The organism is Amycolatopsis sp. WAC 04169, assembly GCF_003947535.1.
Classification (GTDB): Bacteria; Actinomycetota; Actinomycetes; order Mycobacteriales; family Pseudonocardiaceae; genus Amycolatopsis; species Amycolatopsis keratiniphila.
In genome coordinates, this window is record NZ_QHJI01000015.1 from 149,568 (window position 1) to 176,138 (window position 26,571).

Annotated in this window: 26 protein-coding genes; 8 read left to right on the forward strand and 18 right to left on the reverse strand. The window is 68.8% G+C overall.

What is annotated here, in order from left to right; genetic code table 11:
- Positions 1-8: 8 nt before the first annotated feature.
- From DMC61_RS37010 to DMC61_RS37045, 8 genes are all read right to left on the reverse strand, one after another.
- A complete protein-coding gene (locus tag DMC61_RS37010) occupies positions 9-1,136 on the reverse strand; it encodes an acyltransferase (RefSeq protein WP_125695171.1) in 1,128 nt (375 codons plus the stop codon).
- A gap of 57 nt (positions 1,137-1,193) precedes the next feature.
- Positions 1,194-2,588, reverse strand: a complete 1,395-nt coding sequence (locus DMC61_RS37015; RefSeq protein ID WP_125695172.1) for an ATP-binding protein — start codon at positions 2,586-2,588, stop codon at positions 1,194-1,196.
- Positions 2,581-3,258, reverse strand: coding sequence for a response regulator transcription factor (locus tag DMC61_RS37020; RefSeq protein WP_043848140.1), 678 nt, complete (start codon positions 3,256-3,258; stop codon positions 2,581-2,583). The genes DMC61_RS37015 and DMC61_RS37020 overlap by 8 nt, the downstream gene beginning before the upstream one ends.
- Before the next feature lie 131 nt (positions 3,259-3,389).
- Entirely contained in the window at positions 3,390-5,153 is a 1,764-nt protein-coding gene (locus DMC61_RS37025) for a beta-galactosidase family protein (RefSeq protein ID WP_125695173.1), read from the reverse strand.
- On the reverse strand, positions 5,146-6,690 hold the full coding sequence (locus DMC61_RS37030) for an alpha-N-arabinofuranosidase (RefSeq protein ID WP_125695174.1): 1,545 nt from the start codon (positions 6,688-6,690) through the stop codon (positions 5,146-5,148). The genes DMC61_RS37025 and DMC61_RS37030 overlap by 8 nt, the downstream gene beginning before the upstream one ends.
- A 3-nt stretch (positions 6,691-6,693) precedes the next feature.
- Positions 6,694-8,022 carry a sugar ABC transporter substrate-binding protein gene (locus DMC61_RS37035; protein WP_125695175.1) on the reverse strand — a complete coding sequence of 443 codons (1,329 nt, stop codon included), beginning with the start codon at positions 8,020-8,022 and terminating at the stop codon, positions 6,694-6,696.
- A 23-nt stretch (positions 8,023-8,045) separates the two neighbouring features.
- Entirely contained in the window at positions 8,046-8,909 is an 864-nt protein-coding gene (locus DMC61_RS37040) for a carbohydrate ABC transporter permease (protein ID WP_063271817.1), read from the reverse strand.
- A complete protein-coding gene (locus DMC61_RS37045) occupies positions 8,909-9,838 on the reverse strand; it encodes a carbohydrate ABC transporter permease (RefSeq protein ID WP_199750189.1) in 930 nt (309 codons plus the stop codon). The genes DMC61_RS37040 and DMC61_RS37045 overlap by 1 nt, the downstream gene beginning before the upstream one ends.
- 89 nt (positions 9,839-9,927) lie before the next feature.
- Between DMC61_RS37045 and DMC61_RS37050 the strand changes: the two genes are divergently transcribed.
- The gene (locus tag DMC61_RS37050) at positions 9,928-10,938 is read left to right on the forward strand and encodes a LacI family DNA-binding transcriptional regulator (RefSeq protein WP_125695223.1); all 1,011 of its coding nucleotides are present in this window, start codon (positions 9,928-9,930) and stop codon (positions 10,936-10,938) included.
- Between the two features lie 7 nt (positions 10,939-10,945).
- Here the strand turns inward: DMC61_RS37050 and DMC61_RS37055 are convergent, their stop codons facing one another.
- Both DMC61_RS37055 and DMC61_RS37060 read right to left on the reverse strand, forming a co-directional pair.
- Positions 10,946-12,406: an SDR family oxidoreductase gene (locus tag DMC61_RS37055; RefSeq protein WP_125695176.1), complete on the reverse strand. Its 1,461-nt coding sequence runs from the start codon at positions 12,404-12,406 to the stop codon at positions 10,946-10,948.
- 12 nt (positions 12,407-12,418) lie between these two features.
- Complete coding sequence (locus tag DMC61_RS37060) at positions 12,419-12,892, reverse strand: MarR family transcriptional regulator (protein ID WP_125695177.1); 474 nt, start codon at positions 12,890-12,892, stop codon at positions 12,419-12,421.
- A gap of 100 nt (positions 12,893-12,992) precedes the next feature.
- Here DMC61_RS37060 and DMC61_RS37065 point away from each other — a divergent pair, with 100 nt between their 5' ends.
- Both DMC61_RS37065 and DMC61_RS37070 read left to right on the forward strand, forming a co-directional pair.
- Positions 12,993-15,023, forward strand: a complete 2,031-nt coding sequence (locus tag DMC61_RS37065) for an efflux RND transporter permease subunit (protein WP_125695178.1) — start codon at positions 12,993-12,995, stop codon at positions 15,021-15,023.
- 25 nt (positions 15,024-15,048) lie between these two features.
- Complete coding sequence (locus DMC61_RS37070) at positions 15,049-15,270, forward strand: hypothetical protein (protein ID WP_125695179.1); 222 nt, start codon at positions 15,049-15,051, stop codon at positions 15,268-15,270.
- A 100-nt stretch (positions 15,271-15,370) separates the two neighbouring features.
- On the opposite strand, the gene DMC61_RS37075 is transcribed toward DMC61_RS37070, so the two are convergent.
- Positions 15,371-15,673 carry a DUF1905 domain-containing protein gene (locus DMC61_RS37075; protein ID WP_043848142.1) on the reverse strand — a complete coding sequence of 101 codons (303 nt, stop codon included), beginning with the start codon at positions 15,671-15,673 and terminating at the stop codon, positions 15,371-15,373.
- Between the two features lie 56 nt (positions 15,674-15,729).
- Here DMC61_RS37075 and DMC61_RS37080 point away from each other — a divergent pair, with 56 nt between their 5' ends.
- The gene (locus tag DMC61_RS37080; RefSeq protein WP_199750190.1) at positions 15,730-16,029 is read left to right on the forward strand and encodes an AAA family ATPase; all 300 of its coding nucleotides are present in this window, start codon (positions 15,730-15,732) and stop codon (positions 16,027-16,029) included.
- A 62-nt stretch (positions 16,030-16,091) separates the two neighbouring features.
- Here the strand turns inward: DMC61_RS37080 and DMC61_RS37085 are convergent, their stop codons facing one another.
- Genes DMC61_RS37085 through DMC61_RS37100 form a run of 4 tightly spaced genes read right to left on the reverse strand, consistent with a single transcriptional unit; the run spans position 16,092 to position 19,522 of the window.
- Entirely contained in the window at positions 16,092-16,718 is a 627-nt protein-coding gene (locus tag DMC61_RS37085; RefSeq protein WP_125695180.1) for a TetR family transcriptional regulator, read from the reverse strand.
- Position 16,719: 1 nt separating this feature from the next.
- Positions 16,720-17,928, reverse strand: a complete 1,209-nt coding sequence (locus tag DMC61_RS37090; RefSeq protein ID WP_125695181.1) for an NAD(P)/FAD-dependent oxidoreductase — start codon at positions 17,926-17,928, stop codon at positions 16,720-16,722.
- 2 nt (positions 17,929-17,930) lie between these two features.
- Positions 17,931-18,125, reverse strand: coding sequence for a ferredoxin (locus DMC61_RS37095; RefSeq protein WP_037338602.1), 195 nt, complete (start codon positions 18,123-18,125; stop codon positions 17,931-17,933).
- The gene (locus tag DMC61_RS37100) at positions 18,122-19,522 is read right to left on the reverse strand and encodes a fatty acid desaturase (RefSeq protein ID WP_016334611.1); all 1,401 of its coding nucleotides are present in this window, start codon (positions 19,520-19,522) and stop codon (positions 18,122-18,124) included. The genes DMC61_RS37095 and DMC61_RS37100 overlap by 4 nt, the downstream gene beginning before the upstream one ends.
- Before the next feature lie 191 nt (positions 19,523-19,713).
- Between DMC61_RS37100 and DMC61_RS37105 the strand changes: the two genes are divergently transcribed.
- From DMC61_RS37105 to DMC61_RS37115, 3 genes are read left to right on the forward strand one after another with little or no spacing between them, the layout of a single operon-like run.
- Positions 19,714-20,724 (forward strand): hypothetical protein, encoded by a 1,011-nt coding sequence (locus DMC61_RS37105; RefSeq protein ID WP_125695182.1) that lies wholly within the window; start codon positions 19,714-19,716, stop codon positions 20,722-20,724.
- Between the two features lie 11 nt (positions 20,725-20,735).
- The gene (locus DMC61_RS37110; protein WP_125695183.1) at positions 20,736-21,632 is read left to right on the forward strand and encodes a hypothetical protein; all 897 of its coding nucleotides are present in this window, start codon (positions 20,736-20,738) and stop codon (positions 21,630-21,632) included.
- Complete coding sequence (locus tag DMC61_RS37115; RefSeq protein ID WP_016334614.1) at positions 21,629-22,084, forward strand: ester cyclase; 456 nt, start codon at positions 21,629-21,631, stop codon at positions 22,082-22,084. Before DMC61_RS37110 ends, DMC61_RS37115 begins: the two co-directional genes overlap by 4 nt.
- A 15-nt stretch (positions 22,085-22,099) precedes the next feature.
- On the opposite strand, the gene DMC61_RS37120 is transcribed toward DMC61_RS37115, so the two are convergent.
- The gene (locus DMC61_RS37120; protein ID WP_063271800.1) at positions 22,100-22,852 is read right to left on the reverse strand and encodes a ZIP family metal transporter; all 753 of its coding nucleotides are present in this window, start codon (positions 22,850-22,852) and stop codon (positions 22,100-22,102) included.
- Between the two features lie 110 nt (positions 22,853-22,962).
- Between DMC61_RS37120 and DMC61_RS37125 the strand changes: the two genes are divergently transcribed.
- On the forward strand, positions 22,963-23,469 hold the full coding sequence (locus tag DMC61_RS37125) for a DUF4383 domain-containing protein (RefSeq protein ID WP_125695184.1): 507 nt from the start codon (positions 22,963-22,965) through the stop codon (positions 23,467-23,469).
- Positions 23,470-23,520: 51 nt separating this feature from the next.
- Here the strand turns inward: DMC61_RS37125 and katG are convergent, their stop codons facing one another.
- Both katG and DMC61_RS37135 read right to left on the reverse strand, forming a co-directional pair.
- Entirely contained in the window at positions 23,521-25,755 is a 2,235-nt protein-coding gene (gene katG, locus DMC61_RS37130) for a catalase/peroxidase HPI (protein WP_125695185.1), read from the reverse strand.
- Between the two features lie 32 nt (positions 25,756-25,787).
- Complete coding sequence (locus DMC61_RS37135; protein ID WP_063271825.1) at positions 25,788-26,219, reverse strand: Fur family transcriptional regulator; 432 nt, start codon at positions 26,217-26,219, stop codon at positions 25,788-25,790.
- Positions 26,220-26,571: the final 352 nt, after the last annotated feature.

Consider the following 26,571-nt stretch of genomic DNA (forward strand, 5'->3'; position numbering starts at 1 on the left):
CCACCGCTTCACCGCGCGCCCGTCGTGGCCTCCACCCGAGGCTCGGCGGGCGCGCGTCGTTCGACCACCTTCCGGCCGTAGGCGATGGCGGGCAGCTCGACCCAGCGGCGCAGCGCGCAGGCGAACACCAAGGCGACACCGGTGGTCGCGGCGGCCTTGGCGAGTCCGCTGGGCAGCAGCCAGCCCGTGACCCCGGCGGCACCGGTCTGGGCGAGATAGAGCGCGTACGAACGATCGCCGACGAAGGTCATCGGCCTGCACGAGAGCAGTGTCCGCACCGGGCCCGGTGAGACGACGGCGACGAGCAGCAGTGCCGAGCCCGCCGCGTAGACCGGGACCACGAACTGCCAATGCCCGCCGAGCGCTTTCGCCAGCGGGCCGACGGAGAACTGCAGCACGACGAAGCCGCAGCCGATCACCGTGGCGACGGCCGGGCTGGTCAGCGGCCGGACCAGGGCGAACCCGCGCGGATGGTGGAGCGTCATCGCCAGGAGACAGCCGACGACCAGCGAGCAGTAGTGCACCGAGAGGCTCGCCCAGGTGTGTGACGGCGCCAGCGGCAGCGCGAACAGCACCACTCCGACAACGGCCGACGCGCCCAGCAGCAGCCGCAAGGCGGTCTTCCCGCTTCGCGCGAACGACGTCAGCACCAGCAACGCGGGCCACACCAGGTAGAACTTCTCCTCCACGCCCAGCGACCACGAGGTCGGATACGGCGTGTTGAAGTCGACGAGTTCGTTGCCGAAGACGAGGTAGTACGGCATGGCGTCGGCGAGCCTGCTGCTCTGATACGTCCCGCCGATCGTCACCGCGATCGTGGTCAGCGCCAGGAGCAGGAAGTACACCGGCATGATCCGGAAGACCCGGCGCAGGTAGAACCCGCGCAGCGAGATCCGGCCGTCACGGTCTTCCTCGCGCAGGGCCAGTGTCGTGATGAGGAATCCGGACAGCACGAAGAACAACTGCACGGCGATCCAGCCTTGCAGGCGGTCCACGACGGGGCCTCCGTAGTGGAAGAACACGACGGCCACGGCGGCGAGCGCACGTACTCCGGTGAGGCCGGGGAACCACGACGAGGCCAGGTAGTCGGCGTGGCCGAGGGGCCGCCACCAGGAGCGGAGCGAAGGAGCGAACATGGCCCGAAGGGTCGGGCTCGGACGCTGAACCGAAGCTTAAGGAAGCTGAAGACGTCTTCAGCTTCGCGCTTCCGCCAACGGCAGGCGGACGACGAGGCGGGCGCCGCCGGCGTACTCGGCGACCTCGACGGTGCCGCCGTGCGCATGGGCGATCTCGGCCACGATCGCGAGCCCGAGCCCGGCGCCACCTTCGTCACGCGCACGTCCGTCGTCCAGCCGCACGAAGCGGTCGAACACCCGGTCACGGTCCGCGGCGGGAATACCGGGCCCGTCGTCGGTCACCGTCACCACGGCGAGATCGTCCACAATGGACGTGCGCACCTCGGCACCGATCCGGGCATGGCGTTGCGCGTTGTCCACCAGGTTCCGCAGCAGCCGTTCGAGCCTGCCGCGATCGCCGAGGACCGTCGGATCCTCTTCGATCTCGGCGCGGACGCCCTGCCGTCCGGACAGACAGGATTCGACCACTTCGGACAGCCGCACCGGGGTGGACCGCTCCGGCTCGGCGTTGTCGAGCTTGCCGAGCAGGACGAGGTCGGCGACGAGGTCTTGCAGCCGTGTGATGTCGAGGAGCGCGTTGCGGCAGGCGTCGCGCCAGTCCAGCCGGTCCGGATGCGCGAGCAACACCTCCAGCTGTGTGCGCAGGGACGCCAGCGGAGTGCGCAGTTCGTGCGACGCGTCCGAGGTGAACCGGCTCTGCCGGGTGACCGCGGTGTCCAGGCGCGCGAGCATCGTGTTCATCGTTTCGGCGAGCTTCGCGATCTCGTCGGCGCTGTCCGGGGCCGGGACCCGGCGGGAGAGGTCGTGCGCGCCGATCTCCGCCACCTCGGACCGGATCGCCTCGACCGGGCGCAATGACCGGCGGACCGCGAACCACGCGATCGCCCCGATCAGCAGCGCGATCACCGGGACACCCACCAGCAGCGTCACCCGCACCGAATCGAGCGCGGCCTGTCCGGACTCGTCGACGACGGCGGCACCGTAGATCCGGTACTTGCTGTCCCCGCTCACGGTGACCGCCACGTGCAGCCGGAGCCCGTTCCTCTCCGGATCTTCCCCCAGCTCACGCGCGCAGCCGACGGATTCCCGGCTGGCGAGGTCGATGTCGCCGGGCTTGAGGTCCTGGACACTGTCGCCGTACGCGAAACCCCCGTCCGGGACGATCGCCCTGGAACGCAGGCCGGGACAAGACGCGACCCGCTCGCCGGTCTGAGTGGTCACCTCGTAGATCGAAGCCCGCACAAGGAACCCCAGATCAGCCGGGGCTGCGCCGGTGTTCAGCACGTGGACGACCGCGGCCGCACGCTCCCTCGCGACCTGCGCGGCGCCGTTGCCCAGCCGGTTCTGGGCGTCGAGCACCAGCCACGCCGACACGACGCTGAGCGCGACAAGGGACGTCACGAACGACGTCAGCGCCACCCGGAAGCGGGTCGACCGCCACGCCTTAGGCACCGGAGCCCACCACGTGGTAGCCGGCGCCACGCACCGTCCGGATCGTCTCCGCGCCGAACGGCACGTCGATCTTCCGCCGCAACGCGCTCACGTGGACCTCCACCAGGTTCGCGGTCGCCGAAGCCGCGAAATCCCAGAGGTTCTCCAGCAGCTCCGCCTTGGTGACCACCTCGCCCTGCCGCTGCATCAGATACGCCAGCAGGGCGAACTCCTTGGTGGTCAACGGGATCTCGGCGGTACCGCGACGGCAGGTGCGACTCGCCTGGTCCAGTTCGAGGTCGCCGAGCCGCAGCGTGCCCGGCCGGATCGCTCCCCCGCGCCGGATCAGCGCCCGCAGCCGGGAGAGCAGCACGCCGTAGGAGAACGGCTTCGGGAGGAAGTCGTCGGCGCCGGTGTCGAGCGCCTCGATCTCGTCGTCCTCGCCGTCCTTCGCGGTCAGCATCAGGATCGGGGTGGTGTCGCCCCGTTCGCGCAACCTCCGGCACACGCGGTACCCGTTCAGCCCGGGCAGCATGATGTCGAGGATCATCGCGGCGTACGGATGTTCGGCGGCGTACCAAAGCGCGTCGCGGCCGTTGTGCGCGACGTCCACCGCGTAGCCCTCGGCGCTCAAGCCCGCCCGGAGCGACTCGGCCAGGCGTCGCTCGTCCTCCACGAGCAAGATCCTCATCCGCTCACGATCCCATACGGCGCCGCTCGTGAGTGATCGAAGGCGGAACTCGCGTGATCAGAGGCGGAACACGCGAGTGCGGCCTCCAATCACGCGAGTCACGTGCCTGATCACGCGAGTCACGCCTTCGCTCACACCTCCGTGTGTCCCAACAGCGGCCGCGGCACGAACCTCGCCTCGGGTTCGAGCATCGTGTCCAGCTCCAGCACGACGAGATCGTTGCGCCCCGCCCGCACCACCGGCCGCGGCACGTACAGCGTCCTTTGTGGACCGCGCCGCCAGTATCGGCCGAGCATGAACCCGTTGACCCAGACCATCCCCTTGCCCCAGTGCCCAGTGTCCAGGAACAGGTCGGCGGGCTCGTCGAGATCGAAGCCGCCCCGCACGGTCACCGGCCCGGACAACGGCCCCGCCGCGCGCTCGGGCGCGGAGACCTCGGGCAGGAGATCCGGCAGCGCGGGCACGTCGACGGGGATGACCTCCCAGCCCGTCAGGGGCTCGCCGTGCAGGCGAACGCCGCCGATGATCCCCTTGGCCTCACCGATCCGCTCCCCGTAGTTCACCCTGCCCTGGTCTTCCACCAGCACCACCAGCTCACCGCGAGCCCGGGGCAACGGGATCGCGCGATCGTGGTGCTCGCGGAGCAGGGTGCCGAGGCGGTCACCGTCGAAGAACACCGTCGCCCGGTCCCGCACCTCGCCGAAGGTGAGCACGCCGGGCTGCCCGGCGTCGATGGTCGTCCGCAGGAACGCCAGTCGCGGAGCCGGGGTCAGTTCGTCGAAGGTGGGCAGGTTCTCGTGCTCCTGCGCGGTCCCCCAGCGGCGTGGCGAGTCCAGCAGCCACGTGGGGTCGCTCAGGGCCGCGACCGGTGCCGGGGCCGGCCGTGCCTCGGGCGGAACGCTGTCGGGGACCTTGTGATAGCGCGCGATCACCTCGCGGAACGCGTGGTACTTCGGCGTCGGGTCGCCCGCTTCGTCGAGCGGGGCGTCATAGTCGTACGAGGTGACGAGCGGCTGGTAGACACCCTTGTCGTTGGCCCCGTTGGTGAGTCCGAAGTTGGTGCCGCCGTGGAACATGTAGAGGTTGACCGAGGCGCCGGCCGCGAGCAGCGCGTCGAGATCCGCCGCCGAGTCTTCGACCGAGGTGGTGTGGTGGTGCGCGCCCCAATGATCGAACCAGCCGTTCCAGAACTCGCTGCACATCAAGGGACCCGTCGGCTGGTGCTCCCGCAGGGTCTTGAGCCGTGCCGTGCTCTGCGAACCGAACGACGCCGTCCGGTGGAGCACCCCGTCGAGACCGCCGTTCGCCAGCATCTCGTGGGTCGGCTGGTCCACCGTGGTCAGCGGGACGGTGATCCCGGCGGCACGGGTGTGGTCGGTCAGCGCGGCCAGGTACCGCTTGTCGGAACCGAAGGCGCCGTACTCGTTCTCCACCTGCACGAGCAGCACCGGCCCGCCCCGGTCGATCTGGTGCGGCGCCACCACGCGGTACACGTCGTCCAGGTAGCCGCGGACGGCGGCGAGGTAGCGCGGTTCGAACTCACGGACGCGGAGTTCGGGGTCCCGCAGCAGCCAGGTCGGCAGGCCGCCGTTGTCCCATTCCGCGCAGATGTACGGCCCGGGCCGGACGATCGCGTACATCCCGGCCTCGGCGATCAGCCGGAGGAACCGGTCGAGGTCGAGACCGCCGGAGACGGCGAACTCGCCCTGCTCCGGTGAGTGCGCGTTCCAGGCGACGTAGGTCTCGATGGTGTTGAGACCCATGCGGCGGGCCTTGTCGATCCGATCGGCCCAGAGGTCGGGATGCACGCGGAAGTAGTGCACGGCCCCGGAAATGATCTGGAACGGTTTCCCGTCGAGCAGGAAGTCGGTCTCCCCGATGGTGAACTCAGGCATCCCGGACCACCTCCGAGGTCAGCCGGAACGCGGTCCAGGAAAGGGGTGGGAGGGTGACGGTGATGATGGTTCCTTCCGGATCGTGCGCGGCTGTCGCGCCGGGCAACGGGACGGGCCGGACCGGCTCCGCGTCGGCCGAATTCGTGAGATGACGGTCGTGTCCGTCCGGGACCGCGATGGTCCAGGTCTCCGCGAGCGCCAGTCGCGCGCCGCGGATCCGCAGCCGGACGTCGGTCGAGGAGCCGGTCGCGCGATTGGTGAGGAACACGGCACAGCGGCCGTCATCGTCGAAGGTCGCCGCCGCGTCGACGACGTCCACGCGGCCGCGGAGTCCGGTGTGGACGGTGTCACCCGTGACGGTGAGCCAGAGGCTGTTCCCCACGGCCAGCGCCGAGGTGAGGCTGAACGGGTGGAACGTCGACTGCCGCCACGCCCGGCCACCGGGTTCGGTCCTGATCGGCGCGATGACGTTCACCAGCTGCGCCTGGTTGGCCATCGTGACGCGGTCGACGTTGCGCAGCAGGGAGCCGAGCAGTGATCCGACGACGACCGCGTCGGTGACGGTGTAGTCGTCTTCGATGATCCGCGGCTGTTCACGCCAGCCGCCGTCGATCAGTTCCCGCTGCTCGACTTCGTTCCAGTGGCGCTGATCCCAGACGTTCCACTCGTCGACACTGATGCCGATCTTCTTGTCCAGCCCGGCCTTCGCCAGGACATCGTCGATGATCCCGCCGGTGGTCCGGATGTAGCCGTCCAGCGCGGCGGAGCTGGCGAGGTAACTGGCGACGTCGCCGTCGTGTTCCTGGTAGTAGGCGTGCAACGAGAGGTGGTCGACAAGCCCCGCGGTGTGCTCCAGGACGGTGCGCTCCCAGTCGCCGAACGTCGGCATCTCGCTGTTCGAACTCCCCGCGACCACGAGCTCGACACCGGGGTCGATCATCCGCATGAGACGCGCGGTTTCGGCGGCCAGCCGGCCGTACTCGTCCGCGGTCTTGTGCCCGACCTGCCAGGGCCCGTCCATCTCGTTGCCGAGACACCACAGGCGGAACCCGAACGGGCGGTCGGCGCCGTTCGCGCGCCGCCGCTCGCTCAGTTCCGTTCCGCCGGGGTGGTTGCAGTACTCGAGGACGTCGGCGGCCTCCTGGACGCCGCGGGTGCCGAGGTTGACCGCGTACATCACCTCGACCTCAGCGGCCTCCGCCCACGCCGCGAACTCGTGCAGCCCGAAGCGGTTCGACTCGATGCTGTGCCAGGCGGGATCGAGCCGGACCGACCGTCCTTCCACCGGCCCGACGCCGTCCTCCCAGCGGTACGCGGAAACGAAATTCCCGCCGGGATAGCGGACCACGGACGGGCCCAGCTCGCGGACCAGCCCGAGGACGTCGCCACGGAAACCTTGACCGTCCGAAGTGGAGTGTCCGGGTTCGAAGATCCCGGCGTGGACGGACCGGCCCATGTGCTCGACGAAGGAGCCGAACAGCCGTCGCGGCACCGGCCCGATCACGTCGGAGACGTCGGCTTCGATCTCGATGCCCACGCCTCACCCCGCGCTGACGGTGAAGCCCTGCTGGTTGCCGTAGTCGACGATCGCCTGTTGCCAGGCGTTCAGTCCGGCGTCGAGCGAGGTGCCGCCGAGATAGGCCTTGCCGACCGTGTCACTGAAGACGCTGTTGGCGTAGGTCTGGTACGGCAGGTAGCTCCAGCCCTTCGCGACGTTCTTCGACGCGTCATTGAGCACCTGGTTGATCTTCTGGCCGCCGAAGTAGGGATCGGCCTGGTCGAGGAAGGCGGGCGAGTTCAGGTCGGCCGTCGTCGCCGGGAAGCCGCCGCTGGCGATGAACGGCTTGACCCCGTTGCCGTGGTTGAGCCAGCGGACGAACGCCGCCGCCAGCGCCGGGTTGCCGCTCTGCTTCAGCACCGACTGCGTGCTGCCGCCGTTCTCCGCGGTGACCGGCTGCCCGTCGTAGGTCGGCATCGGCGCCACCGCCCATTTGCCCGCGCCGCCAGGCACCGAGGACTTGAAGTTGCCCGGCATCCAGGCGCCGGTGACCAGCGAGGCGACGGTGCCGTCACCGAGTGCGCGGAACCAATCGTCGGACCACTCCTTGATCGGGGCGAGAAGCTTGCCTTCGACCAGCTGGTTCCAGGTGGTCGTCCACTTCTTGGTGCCCGCGTCGGCCAGGTCGACCTTGACGTTCCGGCCGTCGGAGGTGAACGGCTTCCCGCCCGCCTGCCAGATCATGCTGGTGGCGAAGCCGGGGTCGCCGGTGTCGGAGGTGAGGTACTTGCCGGGGTCGGCCGTGTGCAGCTTCTTGGCCGCGGCGACGTACTCGTCCCAGGTCTTCGGCACGGCGATGCCGTGGGCGTCGAAGACTTCTTTGTTGTAGAACAACGCCATCGGACCGGAGTCCTGCGGGAGGCCGTATAGGCCGTTATTCACCCGGACACTGGACCAGGTCGAGGGCGTGTAGTCCTTTTCGAAGGCCCCGAAGCCGTACTGATCGAGATTGGCCAGCGAGTCGGTGAGCGCGAACTGCGGCAACGCGTAGTACTCGATCTGCGCGACGTCCGGCGCCCCGGAGCCCGCCTTGATCGCGTTCTGCAGCTTGGTGTACTGCTCCTTGTTGGTACCGGCGTTGACGTAGTTGACCTTGACGTTCGGGAACTCCTTCTCGAACGCGGCGACCTGGTCCTTCGCGGACGGCGTCCAGCTCCAGTAGGTGATCGTGCCGCCCGCCTTGAGCGCGGCGTCGACCGAGTCCTGCGACCCGGCGGCCGGTCCCTCCGCGCCGGACGAACAACCGACGGCCAGTGCCGCGGCCAAGGCGACGGCGACGGCCGCCTTGACGCGTCTGTGGATTCGCGACATCGAATGTCCTTTCGGGACGGTGATCATTGCTTGACGCTGCCCGCGCTCAGACCGGACTGCCAGTAGCGCTGCATGAGCAGGAAGGCGATGACGAGCGGGACGATGGTGAGCAGCGAGCCGGTCAGCACCAGGTGGTAAACCGGCTGGGCGCCTGCACCGGAGGCCTGCGCGCTCCACTGGTTGAGCCCGACGGTGAGCGGATACCACTTCGGCTCGCTGAGCATGATCAGCGGCAGGAAGTAGTTGTTCCAAGTGGACACCACGGTGAACAGGGCCACCGTGACGATCCCCGGCGCCAGCTGGCGCAGTGTCACGGTGAGGAAGATGCGGATCTCCCCCGCGCCGTCGATCCGCGCCGCTTCCAGCAGCTCGTCGGGGATCGCGTCGGAGGCGTACACCCAGATCAGGTACAGGCCGAACGGGCTGATGAGCGACGGGATGATGATCGCGAGCGGCGTGTTGGTGAGGCCGAGTTCGCTGAACATCAGGAAGGTCGGCACCGCGAGCGCCGTACCGGGGACCGCGACCGCGCCGAGTACGACCGCGAACACCGCACGGCGGCCGGGAAAACGGTATTTCGCCAGGCCGTATCCGGCCGCGGTGGCGAGGACGGTCGCTCCCCCGGCGCCGGCCACGACGTAGAGCAGCGTGTTCCCCAGCCAGCGCAGGAAGATCCCGTTGTCGTAGGTGAAGGTCTCGCCGATGTTGTCGAACAACGCGAACGGCCCGCCGAACGCCAGGCCCGACGTGGTGAACAGGGCGGGCTGCGTCTTGGTCGCGTTGATCACCAGCCACACCAGCGGCACGAGCGTGTAGATCAGGTACAGCGCCATGACGGCGGTGAGGACACGCGACTTCCGTGGCCGCGTCACCGAGAACGTCGCCATCACATCCCCTTCCGGGATCCGCGCAGCTGCACGACATAGGCGATGACCGCGGTGATGACGCCCATCACGATCGCCACGGTGGCGGAGTAGTTGTACTGCTGCGCGCCGAAGGAAAGGTTGTAGGCGTACATGTTCGGCGTGTAGAAGGTGCCGATCACGTTGGGTGCCAGGGTGCGCATGATGTTCGGCTCGTTGAACAACTGGAAGCTGCCGATGATCGAGAAGATCGTGGCGATGGCGATCGCCCCGCGCAGCGCGGGCAGCTTCACGCTCAGGATGGTGCGGAACGCGCCGGCGCCGTCGATCGACGCGGCCTCGAACTGTTCCTTGGGGATCACCTTCAACGCGGAGTAGAAGATGAGCATGTTGTACCCGGCGAACTCCCAGGTGACGACGTTGCCGATGGAAGCGAGCATCCAGTTGTCCGACAACGGTTTCACCACGTCGCGGCCGAGCAGGTGGTTCAGATCGGCGGCCAGCCCGAAGTGGTCGCCGTAGAGGAATCCCCACATCAGCGCGGCGACCACGGCGGGCACGGCGTAGGGCAGGAAGATCACGACCCGGAAGAAACCGGCGGCGTGCAGCCGGGCGCTGTCGATCGCCAGCGCCGCGATCAGCGCGAGCACCAGCATGATCGGCACCTGCACGGCGAGGAACACCAGCACCCGCTGGAAGGAGTCCCAGAACTTCGGGTCGGAGAGCACCTGCGCGTAGTTGTTCACCCCGACGAACGTCGTGCCCCCGAAGAAGGCCTGTTCGCGGAACAGGCTCAGGACGAACGCGTAGCCGATCGGAGCAAGGAACGTCAGCGCGAACACCAGCATGAACGGGGCGACGAAAAGCCAGCCTCGCCAGTCGCGGCGGGCGCGGCGCGCGGTGGCCGCACGGCGGGGCGGCGCCGGCGTGGGCGCGACCGCTGTGGACGTCATCGTCCCTCCGGATTCTGGCGAGAATGGCGCGGCTCGTGAGATGTTTACGTCAACATCAGACCGGCGGAGGCTATCGTGTTGACGTGAACATGTCCAGGAGCGGCCGCGGGCCGTCGATGGCCGACGTCGCCAGGGAAGCCGGTGTGTCCGGCCAGACCGTCTCCCGGGTCGCGAACGGCAGGTCGAACGTCGACGAGGCGACGCGCGAACGCGTGCTCGCCGCCATGCGCCGGGTGGGCTACCGCCCCAACAGCGCCGCCCGCGCGCTGCGCAACGGCCGCTTCCGCAGTATCGGCGTGATCATCTCCGCGCTCTCGACGTTCGGCAACAGCCGGACCCTCGACGCCGTCGCGTCCGCGGCCGCCGTCGAAGGGTTCTCGATCGTCCTCATGCCGGTGACCAGGCCGTCCCAAGGCGAGGTGTCGGGAGCCTTCAGCAGGTTGGACGAACAGGCCGTCGACGGCGTCATCATCCTGATCGAGCAACACGAACTGGACCAGAGCGAGATCGAACTCCCCCACGGGCTCCCGGTCGTCGTCATCGACGCGGGCGGGCGGCGCGACCATCCGGTGGTCGACTTCGACCAGGCCTCCGGCGCCACCGCCGCGACCAGGCATCTCCTCGACCTGGGCCACGAGACCGTCTGGCACGTGGCCGGGCCGCCCGAGTCCTACGCGGCCGAACGCCGCCGGAAGTCGTGGCAGGAGACGTTGGAAGACGCGGGACGGAAGGTGCCGCCACCGCTCACCGGAGACTGGTCGTCGCGGTCCGGGTACGAACACGGCGTCCGGCTGGCGGACGATCCCGCCGTCACCGCCGTGTTCGCCGCCAACGACCAGATGGCGCTCGGACTGTTGCGAGCGCTCCACGAAAAGGGCCGGTCCGTCCCTGGTGAGGTGAGCGTCGTCGGCTTCGACGACATGGACGAGGCCGCCCACTTCTGGCCGCCGCTCACCACCGTCCGGCAGTCGTTCGGCGAGGTCGGGAAGCGAGCCGTCGCGGCCCTTCTGGCCGGCATGTCCGAGGCGGGGGCGGCGGGGGCGATCAGCGTCCCGACCGAACTCGTCGTGCGCTCCAGCACTGCCCCACCCCGGTCATGACGATCGATCAGCCGGCTTCTCCTTGCGCGGCACCGGTGATGTTGCGGACCATGCCACCGAAGACGACACCGTGGAACGGCGCGATCCCCTTCCAGTAAGCGTGCCCGGCCAGCCCGTGCGGCTCGAACACCGCGCGCTGCCGGTAGATCGTCCGACCGTCCTCATCGGACTCGACGCCGAGTTCGAGCCAGGCCCGCCCGGGCAGCTTCATCTCCGCGCGCAACCGCAGCAGCCGCGGCCGGTCGAGGTATTCGACGCGCCACCAGTCCAGTGCCTCGCCGAGATGCAGCCGCCGCGGATCCCGCCTGCCGCGCCGCAGCCCGACACCGCCGACCAGCCGGTCGGCCCAGCCGCGGACCGACCAGGCCAGCGGGAACGAGTACCACCCGTGTTCCCCGCCGATGGACTCGATGACGTCCCACAGCGCCTCCGGTGAGGCGTCCGTCCGCTGTTCGCGCTTGTCCTCGTAGACGGTCCCGCCCGCCCAGTCCGGATCGCTCGGCAGCGGATCCGAGGGCGCCGCGTCACCCGACGCGTCCGACCAGCGGGTCGGCACGTCGGCGTTGCGGATCCGGGACAGCGCCAGTTCGACGGCGTGCTCGTAGTGGGTCAGCCCCGCCTCCGGGTCGGGGATGTGCTCGGCGATCGCGTGGTCGTGACAGACGACCTCGTGCACCAGCGACTCGATCAGCGGCACCGCGATGGACTTCGGCACGGGCGTGACCAGGTTGACCCATTGCGCGGACAGCCACGGGGTCAGCACCGGCACCGGTACGACGGCGCGCCTCGGCAAGCCCGCCACGACGGCGTAACGGCGCATCATGTCCAAGTAGGTCAGCACGTCGGGCCCGCCGATGTCGAAGGCACCGTTCACGTCGGAGGGCAGGTCCGCGGCGTGCACGAGGTAGTGCAGCACGTCCCGGATCGCGATCGGCTGGATGCGGTTGCGCACCCAGCGCGGCGTGACCATCGCCGGGAGCCGCTCCGTCAGGTAGCGCAGCATTTCGAAACTCGCCGAGCCGGAGCCGATGATCACCGCGGCCTGCAGGACGATCGCGGGCACCCCGGAATCCAGCAGGACCCGGCCCACTTCGGCGCGCGACGCCAGGTGCGGTGACAACTCCTCGTCGTCCGGCACGATGCCGCCCAGGTACACCAGCCGCCGCGCGCCCGCCGTCTTGGCCACCTCGGCGACGGTTTTGGCCCCCTCGCGGTCGACGTCGACGAAGTCCTTGCGCGCCAACGAATGCACGAGGTAGTAGACGACCTCGCAGCCGGTCAGCGCCGTCTCGATCGAGGACGGGTCCGTGACGTCGCCGCGTTCGACCTCGACACGGTCACGCCACGGTTCCTCGGCGACCTTCTCCGGCGAGCGGGCCACCACGCGCACCTCGTGACCCGCTTCGAGCAGTTGCGGCACCAGCCGTCCGCCGACATATCCCGTCGCCCCTAGCACCACACATCGCATGCTCCCGAGTGTTCACGGTGCCAGCCTGCCTCGCACTTCGACGGTCGCGGCGATGGTGCCCCGGAGGAACCGGACGACCGTCCGACGTTCGTCCTCCCCCATCTCCCGCCACGCCTCGGCGTAGCGTTTTCCGAGAGGCAGGAAGAACTCGGCGCCGATCTCCCGCGCCTTCTCGTGCATCCGCAACTCGACCTTGCGCCGGTCGGTCGCGCTCCGGTCGCGATGGAGGTGCCCGGCCCGCTCCAGCCGGTCCAGCACCGCCGTCGTCGCCGACGCGCTCAGGTGCAACGCGCTCGCCAGCGTGCTCGGACTCATCGGCGCCCCCAGCCTGGCGGCGTCCATGATCACCGCGAGCGCGTTGAGGTCGGTCCGGTGCAGGCCGTGCTTCTCCCCGAACATTTCCGCGAACCGGTCCGATTCGACGGTCAGCTGCCGCAGCAGGAGTACGAGCAGGTCGTCCGTGACCTGTCCGGCGTCCTCAGCCATGTCGGGTAGCTCCCCTCACGTTGCCCCGTCCGGATGACCACTCTACTATTTCGATGGTCGAACTATTCACTCGTCGAAGTAGCACTGGAGCCATCCGTCCATGATCTCGGAAGTCGAACGTCCCGCCCGCACGCGGTCACGTCTGCGGTGGTTGCTCCCGGCCCTGGTGGCGGTCGCCTGGCTGATCTTCGGCGGCTTCAGCGGCCCGTACGCGGGCAAGCTCAGCCAGGTCACGGAGAACGACAGCAGCAGTTTCCTGCCGGCGTCGGCCGAAGCGACCGAAGTGGGCGAGCTCCAGAAACAGTTCTCCAGCGCCGCCGTCATCCCGGCGATCGTCGTCGCCGAGCGGCCGTCCGGCTTGACCGAGGCCGACAAGCGGTTCCTCGCCGACCGGACGTCGAACGCGCGGCTCGTGCCTGCCCCGCAGAGCAACGCGGGTGCGCAGGTGGTCGTGCTCCTCGACGCCACGACCGACCCCGGCGACGGTGTCGAGGCACTGCGGGAGTCGCTCGCCCGTGACACCCCGGACGGGTTGAAAGTGCTCGTGACGGGCCCCGCCGCGCAGGTCGCCGACCTCAAGGAGGCGTTCGGCGGGATCGACGGGCTGCTGCTCCTGGTCGCGGGCGCGGTGGTCGCGATCATCCTGGTCGTCGTCTACCGCAGCCCGCTCCTTCCCCTGCTCGTGCTGTTGTCGGCGGTGTTCGCGCTGGGCACGGCGAGCCTCGCGGTGTACCTGCTCGCGGATCACGACGTGCTGGCACTGAACGGGCAGAGCCAGGGGATCCTGTTCATCCTCGTCTTCGGCGCAGCCACCGACTACGCGCTCCTGATGATCTCGCGCTATCGCGAAGAACTCCGGACGACGGACGATGCCCGCACCGCCCTCCGCACGGCTTGGCGCTCGACCATCGAACCGATCGCGGCCTCCGCCGGGACCGTGATCCTCGGCGTGCTGTGCCTGCTGTTCAGCGATCTGAACTCCAACAAGGGGCTCGGCCCGGTCGCCGCCATCGGCATCGGTGCCGCCTTCGTCACGACCATCACGTTCCTACCCGCCGTGCTGGCCTTGTGCGGGCGCAACGCCTTCTGGCCCTTCCGCCCGGCGGTGGCCCCGCCCCGCGACGAGACCGGCGGGCTTTGGGCACGCGTGTCGGGCCTGGTCGCCCGCGCACCGCGGACGATCTGGATCGTCACGACCGTCGTCCTGCTCGCGGGTGGCGCGTTCCTCCCCCAGCTCAAGGCTTCCGGCACCGCGCAGTCCGACGTCTTCCTCACGCCGGTCGATTCCGTCGCGGGACAGGAAGTCCTCTCGCGCTACTTCCCCGGCGGCTCCGGCTCGCCGACGGTGATCATCACTCCCGCCGGTCAGGCTCAGGCCGTCGCCGCGCTGGCGCGTGTTCCCGGCGTCTCCGACGTCCGCCAAGGCCCCGAAGCGGGCGGGCTCGCGAAGATCGACGCCGTGCTCGCCGATCCCCCGGACTCCGACGCGGCCGTCGCGACGGTGCAACGGATCCGCGACGCCGTGCACACCGTCGACGGCACCAAGGTCGGCGGGCCCACCGCGACGCTGCTCGACACCCGGGAAACCTCCGAGCACGACCGGATGGTGATCATCCCGATCGTCCTGGTCGTGATCTTCCTCGTACTCGCGCTGCTGCTGCGGTCACTGCTGGCGCCGCTGCTGCTGATCGGCACGGTGGTGCTGTCCTTCGCCGCGACGATGGGAGTGTCGGCGCTGGTGTTCAACCACGTCTTCGGCTTCCCCGGCGCCGACCCCGTCGTTCCGCTGTTCGGCTTCGTCTTCCTTGTCGCACTGGGGATCGACTACAACATCTTCCTGATGACGAGGGTCCGCGAAGAGGCGGGCAGGATCGGCACGCGGGACGGGACCCTGCGCGGTCTGCGTGTCACCGGCGGCGTGATCACGTCCGCCGGCGTGGTGCTCGCGGCGACCTTCGCCGCCCTCGCCGTCCTGCCCATCCTCTTCCTGGCACAGCTGGCTTTCATCGTCGCGTTCGGCGTCCTGCTCGACACGCTCCTGGTGCGTTCGCTGCTGGTCCCGGCTCTGACGGTGGACGTCGGACGGAAGATCTGGTGGCCGTCGAAACTGGCGAAGACCGGCCAGGAATGAACGCCTTGCCCGTAACCTGGTGACCATGAGCGCTGACCAGGACGCCATCGACGAACGGATCCAGGACGCCGCCGAACGCGGTGACCTGGCCGAACTCCGGCGGCTGGCCGACGCCGGCAGTAGCGACGCGGCCGACCAGCTGATCGAGACGGCGACCGAACTGGGCGCGCTGGACGAGCTGCGGCGGCTGGCCGCCGGCGGGAACCAGGACGCCGCGGATCAGCTGGCCGAGCTCACCGAGGAGTAGCGCCCCGCATCGCCGGGATGCGGGCCGGGCTCCTCTCGGCGTTGTCCTCCCCCGCGACCACGACCGACCTCGCGCGCTCGGTGAACGGCTGCTCTGACGGTCAGAGGTCGATCAGCTCGACGGTCACTTTCGCCACATCACCTTCCTCGATTCCCTCGGCCTTGCGGACCGCTTTCTTGACCGGCAGCACGTATGCGCCCCGTTTGGAGTCCGGGAAGATCGACGTCTTCCATTTGCTGCCGCCGATACCGACCTGGACACGGACAGCTCCGAACCCGCGGCGAGGCCCGTCGGTGATCTCGCGGATCTCCTCGGAGATGTCCTGGGGCAGGCTGACGAAGGTCCAGGTCTCCCCACGGCGGGCGTCCCAGACCCAGAGCTCGGCATCGAACACGACGATCATCGGTGGAGCGTCGCACACCGGACCGACAATTCCGCGCGCCCCGCTACCGTGGCCGAGTGGACTTCGTCGTGATCTTCGGACCGCCCGCCGTCGGCAAGATGACCGTCGGCGAGGAGCTGTGCAAGCTCACCGGGTTCAAGCTGTTCCACAACCACATGGCCGTCGAGCCGGTGCTCGGCATCTTTCCGTTCGGCTCGCCGCCGTTCGGCAGGCTTGTCGACGAGTTCCGTCGCCGCGTCATCGAGGAGGCGGCCGACGCCGCGCTGCCCGGCCTCGTCTACACCTACGTGTGGGGTCTCGAACTCCCCGAGGACACCGAACTCATCGGCTCGTACGTCGACATCGTCCGGACCTGATCGAGCGCCACGATCACGTGCGTATCGACAACACGCGCTTGACCCCGGCGGAGACCGCCGCCCTAATTCTCCGAAGGATGCCGCAGTGACCGGGTCGTCGTCGCGCCGAGCACACGCGAAGCCATCCACGCCAGCGCGTCGGCCGTGCGTGCCGGGGTGTCCGACGGCTGCATGACGTGACTCAGCACGGTCCGGACCACGACGTCGATCGCCACATCCAGCTGCGCGGCGTCCAGCGGCGGGCCATAGGCGCGGACACGGCCACGCAGCATGACGGTCGCTTCGCTCAGCAGGCTCCCGGCCCGCACCGTCAGCAGCGGCAGCAACTCGGTGTCGGCGCCGTGCGTGGCCGAGACGATGGCGCGCAGCAGGAGATTGTCGTCGGCGAGTTCGAGGACACCGCGGACGGCGTCGTGGATCGCCTCGACAAGATCTTCCGGATGCCGCTCGAAAGCGTCCCGGACCACCGCGAGGAACCGGCCGAGTTCGTGCGAGATCATCGCTTCGGCGAGCTGGGTCTTCGAGCCGAGTTCGTTGTAGACGGTCTGGCGGCTGACGCCGACGATCTCCGCGAGTTTGCTCATCGTCACCGAGGACCAGCCGGAGCGCACGGTCAGCTCGATCGCCGACGCGACGATCGGTTGACGGTACGGACCTCCCGCAACCGGTGCCTCACTCATGATCGTCATTCTAGGCCGCCATTCTCGCGGCGAACGCCAGCGCCTCAGGCCACGGCGCCCGCCCGGCGATGTGGCGACGGTACTTCATGATCTCGCGCGGCCGGTCGACGGTCAGCGCCCCGACGATCCGGTCCCCACGCCGGTACAGCGCGGTGAAACCACCGGACTCCGGGACGGCGGTCACCACCTCGTCCGCCCTCGGGGTGCCGACGAACTGGATCCGGTGGTCGTACCAGTCCGACCAGAAGTACGGCACCGGCGACAGCGCCTTCGCCGTTTCCGGCGCGAGCGCGTGACGAGCGGCCGCGGCACCCTGCTCCGCGGCGTTCGTCCAGTGCTCCAGCCGCATCACCTCACCGTCGAACAACGGATTCGCGGCATGGGCGACATCGCCGGCGGCGTACACGCCGGGCACCCCGGTCGCGAGCGTGGCGTCGCACACCACGCCGCCGTCGCGCTCGTGCAGCGGCACCCCGCTGCCGGCCAGCCAGCCGGTGGCCGGGACGACACCGATGCCGGCGACCACCAGATTCGCGGGAAGCACCTCGCCGGTCGAAAGCCGCACGCCGGTCACCACACCGCCGTCGGACTCCAGACCGGTGACCGTGGTGGACAACCGCAGTTCCGTGCCCGCTTCCCGGTGCAGCGCGGCGCACACCGCACCGGCCTCGGCGCCGACGGACCGGGTGAGCGGGACGTCGAGTGTCTCGACGATCGTCGACGACAGCCCGCGCTTCCGTGCCGCGGCCGCGACCTCCGAACCGATGAAGCCCGCGCCGATCACGACCGTGCTGGCCCCGGCGTCGAGCGCGGCACGGACCGCCAGCGCGTCCTCGGCGGTCCTCAACGTGTGGACCCCGGCGATCCCCTCGCTTCCGGGCAGCCGCCGCGCGGTGGCGCCGGTCGCGATCACCAGCGCCTCGTACGGAACCGTCGTCCCCGCCACCGAAACCTCGCGAGCGGTGGTGTCGAGCCCGTCCGCGGGGGCGCCGAGTATCAGTTCGACACCGAACTCGTCGCGCAACGCGTCCTCGCCGTGGAACGGCTCGACCTTGCCGGGTCCTTCCGCGTCGAGGAACGACTTCGACAGCGGGAGCCGGTCGTAGGGCGGGTGATCCTCCGCGCCGATCAACACGATCCGGCCCCGGTATCCGTCCCGGCGCGCCGCCTCCACCGCGCGCAACCCGGCCAGCGACGCTCCCACGACGACCAGCGTCATGATCAGTCCCGCAGTTTCAGGGCGAGGACCGGGCAGGCGTCGACGGCGGCCGACAGGTCCTGGCGGTGTTCCTCACCGGGCTGCTCGTCGAGCACCACGACCGTGCCGTCGTCGCCCACCTCGAAGAAGTCGGGCGCCATCGCCTCGCACATGCCCAGCCCGTCGCATTTCGCGCGGTCAGCCTCGATCTTCATCATGCTCCGACCCTTCCCGGTGCCACGAAATCGACCTTCTCCCGCACCCCGCAGTCCGGGCAGCACCACGAATCCGGGATCGCCGACCACGGGGTCCCGGCGGGGAAACCCTCCCGTGGGTCGCCGAGTTTCTCGTCGTACACATAGCCGCAGCCGGGGCACATCCCGCCCTCGGTCGCGTCGCCGTGCGTGTCGGCGACGTGCCGCGACGGCGCGGTGACCCGCGTTCCGTACCGCGCCAGCACCTTGGCCCGCTTCGACGGCTGGATGTTGGCGCGGGAGATGTCGCCGTCGAAATGGGCGAGCACCCGCGGATCCATCACGCGGCGCCAGACCGGCGGCACCAGCGCCAGCACGATCATCCCGGCGTAGCCCGTCGGGAGCACCGGCGATTCCGCGAAATCGCGCAGCGTCTGGTAGCGGCGGGTCGGGTTGGCGTGGTGATCGCTGTGCCGCTGCAGGTGGTAGAGCAGCACGTTGGTGGCGATGTTGTTGGAGTTCCAACTGTGGCTCGGGTCCACGCGTTCGTACCGCCGGCGGTTCGGCGGGCCGACCATCTGCCGCCGCATGCCGTAGTGCTCCATGTAGTTCACGACCTCCAGCAGCGAGAACCCGACCACCGCCTGGATCACCAGGTACGGCAGGATCCCCGGCCCCAGCCACACGGCCATCGCCGCCCACAGCACCGCGGACATCAGCCAGGCGTTGAGCACGTCGTTGCCGATCCGGAACGGATGCCGGTCGCGCCGGGCGTAGCGCTTGCGCTCCAGCCCCCACGCGGATTTCAGCGAACCGAACACGGTGCGCGGCCAGAACCGGTAGAAGCTCTCCCCCACCCGGCTGCTCGCCGGGTCCTCGGGAGTGGCCACCCGGACGTGGTGGCCGCGGTTGTGCTCGATGTAGAAGTGGCCGTAGAAGCTCTGCGCCAGCGCGATCTTCGACAGCCAGCGCTCGTGGCTCTCCTTCTTGTGCCCGAGTTCGTGCGCGGTGTTGATGCCGATCCCGCCGATGCAGCCGATCGAGATCGCCAGGCCGATCTTGTCCGCGACGGACAGGTCGCCGCGGGCGATCAGCCAGAACGCCACCACGAAACCCGCGTACTGGATGGGCAGGAACGCGAAGGTGATCCACCGGTAGTAGCGATCCCGCTCCAGCCGTTCGATCACGTCGTCGGGCGGATTGCTGCGGTCCAGCCCGGCCACCAGGTCGATCAGCGGCACGATCACCAGGATCACGATCGGCCCGATCCAGAACCACACCCCCCAGCCGGTGGCCGCGTGCAGGCCGATGGCCAGGAACGCGAGCGAAGGAACCACCAGGCCGATCAGCCACAGATATCGCTTGCCGTCGGTCCAGCGTTCGGTCGAGCCAGCCGGGATCGTGCCCGTCATCTCGCTCATCGCACCCTCCTCCGTTGGCTGGGTTTACAAAACGATAGGTGATGTACAGCCGGTTTGACAAGAGGACATCTTTTGTAAACCCAGCGTTGCTTCATTTCGTGAGAATCTGGCGATATCTTGTATTCGTAAGGAAACTTACTTAACTTATGACGACACGCCGCGACCCACTTCGTCCGCCCGAAGGAGCGCGAATGCCCCGATCACCTCGCCGGATCCGACCCGCCGCGGTGGCCACCGTCGCCGCCGCCCTGCTGGCCCTGCCCGCCACCGCCGCCACCGCGACCACGACGGCGAACAGCCCGTGGCCGGGCGGTTCCGCCGTCACGAACGCCGACGGTTCGAACGTCCTCGGCGGCAACATGAGCGGCCTGTCGTTCGGCGGCCCCGACGTCCTCTGGGCGGTCAAGAACGGCCCCGGCACCCTGTACCGCCTCGTGCGCAACGGCTCGAAATGGCAGCCGGACACCGCCAACGGCTGGTCGTCGGGCAAGCAGCTGCGCTACCGCGGGGGCAACGGCGACCCCGACGCCGAAGCCGTCGTGGCCACCCCGGACGGCGTGGTCGCGGCCACCGAACGCGACGGCGACAACAGCAAGACGAGCTCGCTCAAGGTGCTCCGGTACGACGTCTCCGGTACGGCCAAGACCCTCAGCGCGAAGGCCGAATGGGATCTGACCGCGGATTTGCCGAAGGTCTCGGCCAACGACGGCCTCGAAGCCGTCTCGTGGATCCCGGACAGCGCCCTCACCGCCAAGGGGTTCGTCGACCAGCGCACGAAGGCGCCGTACAACCCGGGCAGCTACCCCGGCCACGGGACCGGCCTCTACCTCGTCGGCCTCGAGAGCAACGGGATGATCTACGCCTACGCGCTCGACCAGGCGGGCGGGAAGTACACCCGGGTCGCGAGTTTCGCGAGCGGGCTCGACTCGATCATGGAACTCGAATACGAGGCTTCCACCGGCAAGCTGTGGGCGGTCTGCGACAACAACTGCGGCGGTGATTCGGCGACGCTCGCCGTCAACGCGCAGGGCGCGTTCGCCGTCACGGCCACGTACGACCGTCCGAGCGGCATGCCGGACTACAACAACGAAGGCTTCGCGATTTCGGCCGCGTGCGCCTCCGGGACCAAGCAGGTGGTCTGGGCCGACGACGGGAACGAAAGCGGCCACGCGCTCCGCGCCGGCACCCTCTCCTGCGGCTGAACGGGCACGACATGAAATTCACCTCCCTCGCGATCCTTCCGGCACTGACCATTCCCCTGCTCCTGCCATCGGCGGCACTCGCCGGGGACGGCTGGGAATCCATCGGCACCGGCATGACCTCCGGCGCCAGCGGCATCGCCGTCCTCGACAAGGACGACCACCGGATCGACGCGCTTGTCCTGCGCGACAACAAGAAGCCCGGTGAGAACCGGGCGGTCCGGGTCCGGCTCGAACACGGCAAAGTGTCCAAGGTGGACCCGATCGACTGGCCGGGCGAACTCCCGGTCGACCTGGAAGCGGCCGAACCGGTGCCGGGGAAGACCGGCGAATTCGTCGCACTGGCCAGCGACGGCAAGGGCTTTCACTTCAAGGTGAAGGACCGGAACCTGAAAGTGCTCGGAACTTTCCAGGCCCCGAAAGGCGACCCGAAGGACAATTACGAGGGCTTCGCACTGAAAAAGGTGAATGACCGTTTGTTCGCGATCTGGGCGGACCGCGGTCAGGACGCCCGGCCCGCGACGCTGTACTCCGCGGAGTTCTCGGTCTCGAAGCTGTCCTTCAAGAAGCCGAAGTCGATCCCGTTCCGGGTCCCGTACCCGGCCACGGACGTCCGGCACACCTCGGACGTCGAGATCACCGCGGACGACCGCGTCCTGGTCTCGGCCGCCTCCGACCCCGGTGACGAAGGGCCGTTCGATTCGGCCGTGTACGAAGCGGGCGTGCTCCGCTCCGACGGTTCGATCGCGCTCTCCCCCGTTCCGGTGAGGATCGGCGATTTCCCCGGCCACAAGATCGAGGCCATGACCTGTCTGTCGCGCTCGTGCGGCAGCCTGCTCTACGGCACCGACGACGAGGCCGCGGGCGGTAGGCTCCGGATCGCGACCAGGAACGAGCCGGAGGACCAGTGATCAGCGAAGACCTGCGCGAGCGCCGCCACAAGATCATCGAAGAGCACATGGACACCGAGGTGGCCCACGAGTTCGACCGGACACTGGGCACCTTCAACGGCCATCCGCACTACGAGATCATGGCGACCGGGCAGATCTTCGACGGCGACGAAGAGGTCATGGCGTACTACCGCATGACCCGCACGGCGTTCCCGGACCAGCGGCACGACAACGTCCGCTACCACTTCGCCGACGAGTCGGTCATCGTCGAATTCGACCTCCTCGGCACCAACCTCGGCGAGTTCTACGGCCGTCCGCCGACCGGCAAGGCGTTCCGGGTGCCGATCATCGCGGTGTTCTTCTTCGACGAGGACCGGATCACCAACGAGCGCATCTACTTCGACGCCGCCAGCCTGATCACCCAGGCCGGGCACGCCGAACTGCTGACCCTGCTGGCTTCCGGCGAGGTCTGACCGGCAGGCCGATGATCACCCGAGGCGGGAAAGACCGAACGCGGTGAGGAAACCCGTCACCGTGATCAACCCGGTCCACAACTGAGCGTCTTCGAACGCCTCGGGGATCATCGTGTCGGCGATCATGGCGAGGATCGCGCCGCCCGCGATCGCGGTGATCACCGCGAGGCCGGCACCGGACGCTTCGCCGAGAACGCCGTAGCCCAGCAACGCCGCCACACCGCTGATCACGGCGATTCCGCCCCAGAGCGCGAAGACATAGCGCGGGCTCCGGCCCGCCCGCTTCATCCCAGCCGCACTGGACAACCCTTCCGGGACGTTGCTGATGAACACGGCGGCCACGGTCACGACGCTGACACTTCCGCCGCCGAGCAGGCTGGTGCCGATCACCATCGATTCGGGGACGCCGTCGAGCAGGGCGCCGAGCGCGATGGCGGTGCCGGAGCCTGCCTGATCGGCTTCGGACGGCTGCTGGTCGCCCGAGCGTTTGCGGTGACGGGCACCTCGCCGGGCGAGTCCGACGTTCGCGAGGGTGTAGACCAGGGCACCGCCGAGCGCACCGAGCGCGGTCGGCAGGAAACCGCCCTTTTCGTGTGCTTCGGCAATCAGCTCGAAGGAGACGGCTGAGATCAGCACGCCGCTTCCGAAAGCCATGACGCCCGCGACGGCCCTGCCGGGTATCCGGATCAGGAAACCGACCATGGCGCCGAGCAGCAAGGCCGATCCGGCCAGGAGGCCCCAGCCACCCGCCGCCAGCAGATCCGGCACCCGTCCTCCCGCTCACCCGCTCGAAACCCGGACACACTTCAGTCTGGACGACCCGATGGCCGGACGCGCGCCGGAGGATTACGCCGACGCAGCCGGGGTATCCGGCCGCCATGGAACGAGAAGACACGGCGCGTGGCTCCCACTCGGCGGAGCAGCGCAAGAGCGCCGCGCGGCGCCCGCCGCAGGTGGCCGCGCTCGTCGTCGGCGCGGCCTTCCTGCTTGTCGGCGTCCTCGGCTTCATCCCGGGCATCACCACCGGCTACGACGGCCTGGAGTTCGCCGGACACCATTCCGGAGCCCGGTTGTTCGGCGTTTTCGCGGTGTCGATCCTGCACAACCTGGTGCACCTGCTGTTCGGCGTCGTGGGCGTGCTCGCCGCGCGCAAACGCGCCGCTTCCCGAGTCTTCCTCATGGTCGGCGGCGGGATCTATCTGCTCCTGTGGCTCATCGGCTTGGCGATCCCGCAGAGCAGCCCGGGGAATTTCCTGCCGTTCAACGTCGCCGACAACTGGCTGCATCTGGGCCTCGGCGTCGGCATGATCGCGCTCGGTGTCCTCACGACAGCGCTGGAACGCAAGGCGGGCGACTATCCGGAACCGGATCTGCAGCACCAGTGAAAACGTCCGGGCCCGCCGCGGAAGCGACGGGCCCGGACGTTCGGATCAATTTCAGACCAGGTCGTACCGGTCGAGGTTCATGACCTTGTCCCACGCCGCCACGAAGTCGCGGACGAACTTCTCCTTGGCGTCGTCGCTGGCGTAGACCTCCGCCACCGCGCGAAGCTCGGAGTTCGACCCGAACACGAGGTCGGCCCGGGTACCGGTCCACTTGACCTCGCCGGTCGCGGAGTCGCGGCCTTCGAAGACCTCCGCGTCGGCGGACGTGGCCGTCCACTGCACGCCCATGTCGAGCAGGTTCGTGAAGAAGTCGTTGGTCAGCGCCCCCGGCTTCTCGGTGAACACGCCGTGCTGGGACTGCTGGGCGTTGGCGCCGAGGACACGGAGACCGCCGACGAGGACGGTCATCTCGGGCGCGCTCAGGTTCAGCAGGTTCGCGCGGTCGATGAGCAGGTACTCCGTCGGGAGACGGTGGCCCTTGCCCCGGTAGTTGCGGAACCCGTCCACGGTCGGCTCCAGCGGCGCGAACGACTCGACGTCGGTCTGCTCCGCCGTCGCGTCGGTGCGGCCCGGCGTGAACGGCACGGTGACCTCGTGGCCGGCGTCCTTGGCCGCCTGCTCGACGGCGGCGACGCCGCCCAGCACGATCAGGTCGGCGAGCGAGACCTTCTTGCCGCCGGTCTGGGCGCCGTTGAAGGCCTCCTGGACACCTTCGAGGGTCCGCAGCACCTGAGACAGCGTCTGCGGGTCGTTGACCTCCCAGTCACGCTGCGGCTCGAGGCGGATGCGGGCACCGTTCGCGCCACCGCGCTTGTCGCTGCCACGGAAGGTCGAGGCCGACGCCCACGCGGTCGAGACCAGCTGCGAGACCGACAGGCCCGAAGCGAGCAGCTTCTCCTTGAGGGAGGCGATGTCCGCGTCGTCGATCAGCTCGTGGTCGACGGCGGGCACCGGGTCCTGCCAGATCAGCGTCTCCTGCGGCACCAGCGGGCCGAGGTAACGCTGGATCGGGCCCATGTCGCGGTGGGTCAGCTTGAACCAGGCGCGGGCGAAGGCGTCCGCGAACTGGTCCGGGTTCTCGTAGAACCGGCGCGAGATCTGCTCGTAGACCGGGTCGAAACGCAGCGCCAGGTCGGTGGTGAGCATGCCGGGCGCGCGGTTGAGCTTGCCGTCCTCGGGATCCGGGACGGTGTTCTTGGCCTTGCCGTCCTTCGGCGTCCACTGGTGGGCGCCCGCCGGGCTCTTGGTCAGCTCCCACTCGTACTCGAAGAGGTTGTGGAAGAACCAGTTGCTCCACTGGGTCGGGGTCGGCGTCCAGGTGACCTCGAGGCCACTGGTGATCGCGTCGCGTCCCTTGCCGCTGCCGAAGCTGTTCTTCCAGCCGAGGCCCTGCTCCTCGATCGAAGCGCCCTCGGGCTCGGCCCCGACGTACTTGTCCGGGTCGGCCGCGCCGTGGGTCTTGCCGAAGCTGTGGCCGCCGGCGATCAGCGCGACGGTCTCCTCGTCGTTCATCGCCATCCGGCCGAAGGTCTCGCGGATGTCGCGGGCCGCGGCCAGCGGGTCCGGGTTGCCGTTCGGGCCTTCCGGGTTCACGTAGATGAGACCCATCTGCACGGCGGCCAGCGGGCCTTCGAGCTGACGGTCACCGCTGTAGCGCTCGTCGCCGAGCCAGGTGCGCTCGGGGCCCCAGTACACGTCCTCGTCCGGCTCCCAGACGTCGGCGCGGCCACCGGCGAAGCCGAAGGTCTTGAAGCCCATGGTCTCCAGCGCGCGGTTGCCGGTGAAGATCATCAGGTCGGCCCACGAGATCTTGCGGCCGTACTTCTTCTTGACCGGCCAGAGCAGGCGGCGGGCCTTGTCGAGGTTGCCGTTGTCCGGCCAGCTGTTGAGCGGGGCGAAGCGCTGCATGCCCGCGCCCGCGCCACCGCGGCCGTCCTCGATCCGGTAGGTGCCGGCGCTGTGCCACGCCATGCGGATCATGAAGCCGCCGTAGTGGCCGAAGTCGGCGGGCCACCAGTCCTGCGAAGTCGTCAGGACGGCGTCGACGTCCTTGGCGAGTTCATTGAGGTCGAGGGTCTTGAACTCGGCGGCGTAGTCGAACCCGGCGTCCATGGGGTCCGAAGCGGCGGAGTGCTTCCGGAGGATCTTCAGGTTGAGCTGGTTCGGCCACCAGTCGCGGTTGCCCGCGCCTTCGGTGGGGTGGTTGCGGCGGCCCGACGAGACGGGGCAGCCGCCCGCGCTCTCTTCGTTCATTTCGCCGATGACGGCGTCCGGGCTGTCAGACACGGGAATCCTTCCGGGAATCAGAACTGCAGGGCTCAAGAACGGGGTTCGATCGCACAGTCGGGGCACAGGCCCCAGTAGATGACCTCGGCTTCTTCGATCAGGAAGCCTTGGTCGTTCGACGCGGTCAAACAGGGTGCGGGACCGACGGCGCAGTCGACGTCGGCGATGGCACCACAGGTTCGGCACACGACGTGGTGGTGGTTGTCCCCGACCCGGGACTCGTAGCGTGCCACGGACCCCGACGGCTGGATCCGCCGTACGAGACCCGCGGCGGTCAGTGCCCGCAACACGTCGTAAATGGCCTGGTGAGAGACCTCGCCGAGCTCCGTACGCACGGCACCGATGATCGAGTCGGTGTCGGCGTGCGGGTGGTCGCGTACCGCTGTCAGCACGGCCACCCTGGGACGCGTCACGCGCAGGGAGGCCCCGCGCAGCATCCGCTCGAACTCCTGGGTCGTGGGCACGGCCGCAGTCTGGCCCATTTTCTGGAATGAATCAAGTTCGCAGGATCCCGGGCGTGTCTCCCCCTGCGTACCCGGCGCCGGGACTCGCGCACCCCGGGGCGGTCTCACTCCGACGCGAGTCCGGCAAGGGTGGTCACCGTTGACGACGTCCGTCCCGTGGCGTTCGTTACGGATTCTCGTCAAGAATTTCGCCTATCGTCAACAATCGGGTGAAAACGCGATGTGAAGTGGCTCGCGATAACCGCTCGCCCACCCGAAGGTGCGAAATTCGGATGAAACTTGCACCCCCGAAAGGGAATCTCCACTGCCACAGCAGGTTTTCCGCGTACTCCAAACACAAACCGGTGCCCCC

What these genes read in the sequence shown, in the direction of transcription:
- DMC61_RS37010 (WP_125695171.1), bottom strand. Translation starts at nt 1,136, where the DNA reads ATGTTCGCTCCTTCGCTCCGCTCCTGGTGGCGGCCCCTCGGCCACGCC.
- DMC61_RS37020 (WP_043848140.1), bottom strand. Translation starts at nt 3,258, where the DNA reads ATGAGGATCTTGCTCGTGGAGGACGAGCGACGCCTGGCCGAGTCGCTC.
- DMC61_RS37025 (WP_125695173.1), bottom strand. Translation starts at nt 5,153, where the DNA reads ATGCCTGAGTTCACCATCGGGGAGACCGACTTCCTGCTCGACGGGAAA.
- DMC61_RS37035 (WP_125695175.1), bottom strand. Translation starts at nt 8,022, where the DNA reads ATGTCGCGAATCCACAGACGCGTCAAGGCGGCCGTCGCCGTCGCCTTG.
- DMC61_RS37040 (WP_063271817.1), bottom strand. Translation starts at nt 8,909, where the DNA reads ATGGCGACGTTCTCGGTGACGCGGCCACGGAAGTCGCGTGTCCTCACC.
- DMC61_RS37045 (WP_199750189.1), bottom strand. Translation starts at nt 9,838, where the DNA reads ATGACGTCCACAGCGGTCGCGCCCACGCCGGCGCCGCCCCGCCGTGCG.
- DMC61_RS37050 (WP_125695223.1), top strand. Translation starts at nt 9,928, where the DNA reads ATGTCCAGGAGCGGCCGCGGGCCGTCGATGGCCGACGTCGCCAGGGAA.
- DMC61_RS37055 (WP_125695176.1), bottom strand. Translation starts at nt 12,406, where the DNA reads ATGCGATGTGTGGTGCTAGGGGCGACGGGATATGTCGGCGGACGGCTG.
- DMC61_RS37060 (WP_125695177.1), bottom strand. Translation starts at nt 12,892, where the DNA reads ATGGCTGAGGACGCCGGACAGGTCACGGACGACCTGCTCGTACTCCTG.
- DMC61_RS37065 (WP_125695178.1), top strand. Translation starts at nt 12,993, where the DNA reads ATGATCTCGGAAGTCGAACGTCCCGCCCGCACGCGGTCACGTCTGCGG.
- DMC61_RS37070 (WP_125695179.1), top strand. Translation starts at nt 15,049, where the DNA reads ATGAGCGCTGACCAGGACGCCATCGACGAACGGATCCAGGACGCCGCC.
- DMC61_RS37075 (WP_043848142.1), bottom strand. Translation starts at nt 15,673, where the DNA reads ATGATCGTCGTGTTCGATGCCGAGCTCTGGGTCTGGGACGCCCGCCGT.
- DMC61_RS37085 (WP_125695180.1), bottom strand. Translation starts at nt 16,718, where the DNA reads ATGACGATCATGAGTGAGGCACCGGTTGCGGGAGGTCCGTACCGTCAA.
- DMC61_RS37090 (WP_125695181.1), bottom strand. Translation starts at nt 17,928, where the DNA reads ATGACGCTGGTCGTCGTGGGAGCGTCGCTGGCCGGGTTGCGCGCGGTG.
- DMC61_RS37095 (WP_037338602.1), bottom strand. Translation starts at nt 18,125, where the DNA reads ATGATGAAGATCGAGGCTGACCGCGCGAAATGCGACGGGCTGGGCATG.
- DMC61_RS37100 (WP_016334611.1), bottom strand. Translation starts at nt 19,522, where the DNA reads ATGAGCGAGATGACGGGCACGATCCCGGCTGGCTCGACCGAACGCTGG.
- DMC61_RS37105 (WP_125695182.1), top strand. Translation starts at nt 19,714, where the DNA reads ATGCCCCGATCACCTCGCCGGATCCGACCCGCCGCGGTGGCCACCGTC.
- DMC61_RS37110 (WP_125695183.1), top strand. Translation starts at nt 20,736, where the DNA reads ATGAAATTCACCTCCCTCGCGATCCTTCCGGCACTGACCATTCCCCTG.
- DMC61_RS37125 (WP_125695184.1), top strand. Translation starts at nt 22,963, where the DNA reads ATGGAACGAGAAGACACGGCGCGTGGCTCCCACTCGGCGGAGCAGCGC.